This window comes from Dolichospermum sp. LEGE 00246 (assembly GCF_015207865.1).
Taxonomy (GTDB): domain Bacteria; phylum Cyanobacteriota; class Cyanobacteriia; order Cyanobacteriales; family Nostocaceae; genus Dolichospermum; species Dolichospermum heterosporum.
On sequence record NZ_JADEWA010000468.1, the window covers coordinates 1 to 4,228 of the forward strand.

The following is a 4,228-nucleotide window of genomic DNA, read 5'->3' on the forward strand; positions in this document are numbered from 1 at the left end:
GGACACAGGGGAAGTAGGGGAAGTAGGGGAAGTAGGGGAAGTAGGGGAAGAAAAATTAATTCTTCATCCTGACTCGGTGACTCCTGACTCGGTGACTCCTGACTCGGTGACTCCTGACTCGGTGACTTCTGACTCGGTGACTCCTGACTCCTAATTTTTTATTAAAATGATGTAAATTTTTATTTACATAACTAATTCTGTTAAGATTCTTCTCATAAACATTAAGATATATAACCAACCCCATGACATTATTAATAGTTGGTGCAACTGGCACTCTGGGAAGACAAGTAGCCCGTCGCGCAATTGATGAAGGATACAAAGTCCGCTGTCTCGTTCGGAGTCCTAAAAAAGCTGCTTTTTTGAAAGAATGGGGTGCAGAACTGGTACGAGGAAACTTGTGCAATCCGCAAACCCTGACGGAAGCATTGACGGGAGTAACAGCAGTTATTGATGCCGCTACGTCCCGCGCTACAGATTCTCTAACTATTAAAGAGGTAGATTGGGATGGAAAAGTAGCATTAATTCAAGCAGCCAAAGCCGCTGGTGTAGAAAGATTCATCTTCTTTTCAATTCTCGATGCTGATAAATATCCCAATGTACCGCTGATGGAAATTAAGGGATGTACAGAAGCATACTTGGTAGAATCCGGTTTAAACTACACAATTTTACGTTTAGCTGGATTTATGCAAGGATTGATTGGTCAATACGGCATACCTATTTTAGAAAAACAACCAGTATGGGTGACAGGAACATCCTCACCCATTGGCTACATGGATACTCAAGATATTGCTAAATTTGCAGTGCGGGCTTTGACAGTACCAGAAACAGAAAAGCAAGCTTTCCCAGTCGTGGGAACTCGTGCTTGGAGTGCCGAGGAAATTATTAATCTTTGCGAGCGCTTATCTGATAGAGACGCAAAAGTTACACGAATGCCCATCGGATTATTACGGGCTGTACGGAATTTACTGCGCTGCTTTCAATGGGGATGGAATGTTGCTGATAGACTAGCTTTTACAGAAGTTTTAGCTAGTGGTAAAGCTCTGAATGCAGAAAATATGGACGAAGTATATACTATTTTTGGTTTAGACAAACAGCAAACCACCACACTGGAAGTATATCTACAAGAATATTTCAGCCGGATTATGAACAAGCTGAAACAGTTAGATTACGAGAAAGCTAAAAGCAAAAAGCTCAAAAGTAAGAAGGCTCCCTTTAAAGAATCTTCCAAAGCCAATAGTCAATAAATATGAGACTTATGGTTTCATTAGTCCAAAATGTGTAACTATGAGATACATAAAAAACAGCCCTTAGACTTGGATATTTGAGTGTGCCGAAAGCAGGCATTATCTATAACGACGTTAAACCGATAGCGAGTAGTGTCGCTATTGAACTAAAAGACAAACTTACCGCTGCTGGTTGGGATGTTTACATCACAGCTAGTATCGGTGGGATATTGGGCTATTCTCAACCAGATAGTCCTGTCTTTCACACCCCCATTGAAGGTCTTACGCCCCCTGGCTTTGACTCAGATATGAAATTTACTGTGGTGTTAGGAGGTGATGGAACTGTATTAGCAGCATCACGCCTGGTAGCCCCCTCTGGTATCCCCATGCTGACAGTAAATACTGGTCACATGGGATTTTTGACGGAAATCTATCTTAACCAATTGCCCCAAGCCTTAGAACAGGCAATGGCGGGTGCATATCAGGTTGAAGATAGAGCTATGCTCACCGTTAAAGTTATGCGGGGAGATACGGTGAAGTGGGAAGCCCTCTGTTTAAATGAAATGGTGCTACATCGAGAACCTTTAACTTGTATGTGCCATTTTGAAATTGCGGTGGGACGACATTCACCTGTGGATATTGCTGCTGATGGAATTATTGTTTCTACTCCAACTGGTTCAACGGCTTATTCTTTAAGCGCAGGTGGTCCAGTAATTACTCCCGGTGTGCCTGTATTGCAGTTAGTACCTATTTGTCCTCATTCTCTGGCTTCTAGGGCTTTGGTGTTTCCCGATAGCGAACCGATTAATATCTATCCTGTGAACATTCCCCGGTTGGTGATGGTGGTAGATGGCAATGGTGGATGTTATATTTGCTGTGAGGATCGGGTATATTTAGAGCGATCGCCCTATAGCGCCCGATTTATTCGTCTCCAGTCACCGGAATTTTTCCGTGTTCTTAGGGAAAAACTTGGTTGGGGTTTACCGCATATTGCTAAACCTAATTCTGTAGAATTGCCTTAATTGTTGGTGGTTAGCTAGTATAATATTGAGCGGTTATCACCAACTGCTACCCAGCAACGCTTTTAACTACAGCAGAACCATGAAAACTCAATAGGGTAGGTAAATTATGGTTCAAGCCTTATTTAAAACCAAAGCAGCAACCTTTGAAGAGTTCGTAGAGTGGAAACCAGAGGGGTAGAAACAGCTTGATAATTTCTACCCATAACTATCCATATATTACTGTTTGTCTAAGTCTTCAAGAAGTTGATCAACAAAATCCCTCAACCGTTGCTGCCAATCAGGGACGGTTTTAATTTTTTCCCTGACTCCAGGTAAAACCTTAAATTGCAAGGGTGATTTATCGGAGGCTACTTGATTTTGTGGTTTAAATTTAATCCGAGGCATTGCCAAATCTTAATATATCTGATATACTAGATATCATAGCACAACATTGAAGGTCGAATCAATGCTTTTATCATTCAAAACCGCATTAATTCCAAATAACGGACAGGTTACAGCTTTTCGTAAAGCATAGGTGGTTCAAAAAAACATCAAAACAACCACGATTCAAGAAAAAAGGACAACACGATTCTTTCTATTTAGAATCAGGAACTAAGGCGAAACCAGCGATTAAAAATGATGGTAAAAGAATTAAATTACCCCTGTTACATTGTGTGTGATAATACTTCAACCCAACCTACGGCAGAGCGGTCATACTATTAGTAATAGTCCAAATATCCACTAAAAGCAATAATAAAGTACAACCAAATAAAATAATATACATCCAAGGTTGTGAGAAAGGGTTAACATCGTGAGTATTAATATTAGTTTTTTCTTGAACAATCTTGAGTAACCGAGATAAACCAGCTATACGCATGGGTAATAAATAACCTTTACCATCATGACTGACAAAATAATATACTAATCCACCTTGACCTGTAGTACGTGGTTTCAAATCTTTAACATCCGACCAAAGCAAAGACCAACCAGGAAGGAAAAAGCGTGGTATCCACACTGGATAAGTGACTTGAATTTTTTCCTCATCTGTTATAACTCTTTCAGAAAGTACAGCATATAAAATCACAAAACCGGCGATAATTCCTACGATTAACAATGATGGAGAAACAGAGGCAGAAGTAACTTTAGCCAAAATAGGTAAAGGAACTGTTAAAGCTATATATAATGTTAATAATGTGATGCGAATGATGGGGGATAGGCGAAAAATAGAATTTGTCGTCATGGTAGTTATTGAAAATGAAGTTAGCTATATTTATAGTAACTGATTTTATTTTATTTTATTTTTGTGCTTTCAATTCTTACAGGTTTTGGCTGATGGTGTCTCAAAATAGGTGCATAGCTAAAACTGTTCCCTGTTCCCTACCTTCACAGACAACTTATTCAGCGTAAAATATACTCGTATAGTTTTTCCATCAAATTGATGCACCTTGGGTTAAATTAGTGAATAATTCTAAATGTTAAATTGATTCGTGGTTGAATTTCTTTAACTGTTTTAGCAATTTGGTGTTGCCAAAAATGCTGAGTTTCACCTTGCATTAATAGCAAGCTACCACTGGTTAAATCAATATCAATCTTATGAGTTTTGAAATGCTTATGTCGTAAAGAAAAACGACGATTTGCACCAAAACTAACAGAAGCAATAATGGGATTTTTCCCTAATTCTGGTTCATCATCACTATGCCAGGAAACACTATCTTTACCATCACGATATAAATTGATAAGAACACTATTAAAACTAACTTGTGCAATTTTCTCAATTTCAGATTTAATTAATTTTAATGTAGGATTCCAAGGTTCTGGATGTTGTTCTATGCCAGAATAAGTGTAAGATTTTCCTTCATCTCCATGCCACGCTGTCAATCTTGGTATAGGCATTTGCTTACCAAAAAATTGGATTATTTCTTGTTTCCAGTTAACACTGGAATATAAATCTGAAAAAAGTTGATTACTTTCTTTGGTGCTAAAAAAATTCAGATATAATATTAC

5 protein-coding genes are annotated in these 4,228 nt (G+C 38.6%); 2 read left to right on the plus strand and 3 right to left on the minus strand.

The features are described 5' to 3' along the window. The first annotated feature begins 242 nt into the window (after positions 1 to 242). Entirely contained in the window at positions 243 to 1,244 is a 1,002-nt protein-coding gene (locus IQ228_RS22250) for an SDR family oxidoreductase (protein WP_027402750.1), read from the plus strand. A gap of 83 nt (positions 1,245 to 1,327) precedes the next feature. After that, positions 1,328 to 2,245 (plus strand): NAD(+) kinase, encoded by a 918-nt coding sequence (locus tag IQ228_RS22255; protein ID WP_027402751.1) that lies wholly within the window; start codon positions 1,328 to 1,330, stop codon positions 2,243 to 2,245. A gap of 216 nt (positions 2,246 to 2,461) precedes the next feature. Here IQ228_RS22255 and IQ228_RS22260 read toward each other — a convergent pair whose 3' ends face one another. The 3 genes from IQ228_RS22260 to IQ228_RS22270 all read right to left on the minus strand — a co-directional run. Then, the gene (locus tag IQ228_RS22260; RefSeq protein ID WP_168465365.1) at positions 2,462 to 2,629 is read right to left on the minus strand and encodes a hypothetical protein; all 168 of its coding nucleotides are present in this window, start codon (positions 2,627 to 2,629) and stop codon (positions 2,462 to 2,464) included. A gap of 292 nt (positions 2,630 to 2,921) precedes the next feature. Beyond that, positions 2,922 to 3,464: a hypothetical protein gene (locus IQ228_RS22265; protein ID WP_027402752.1), complete on the minus strand. Its 543-nt coding sequence runs from the start codon at positions 3,462 to 3,464 to the stop codon at positions 2,922 to 2,924. A 215-nt stretch (positions 3,465 to 3,679) separates the two neighbouring features. Next, the coding region (locus IQ228_RS22270) for an alpha-ketoglutarate-dependent dioxygenase AlkB (RefSeq protein ID WP_228044015.1) at positions 3,680 to 4,228 on the minus strand (549 nt) is incomplete at its 5' end.

Bases quoted from the DNA above. Each gene is read 5' to 3' on its own strand.
- IQ228_RS22250 (WP_027402750.1), top strand. From the start codon at position 243: ATGACATTATTAATAGTTGGTGCAACTGGCACTCTGGGAAGACAAGTA.
- IQ228_RS22260 (WP_168465365.1), bottom strand. From the start codon at position 2,629: ATGCCTCGGATTAAATTTAAACCACAAAATCAAGTAGCCTCCGATAAA.
- IQ228_RS22265 (WP_027402752.1), bottom strand. From the start codon at position 3,464: ATGACGACAAATTCTATTTTTCGCCTATCCCCCATCATTCGCATCACA.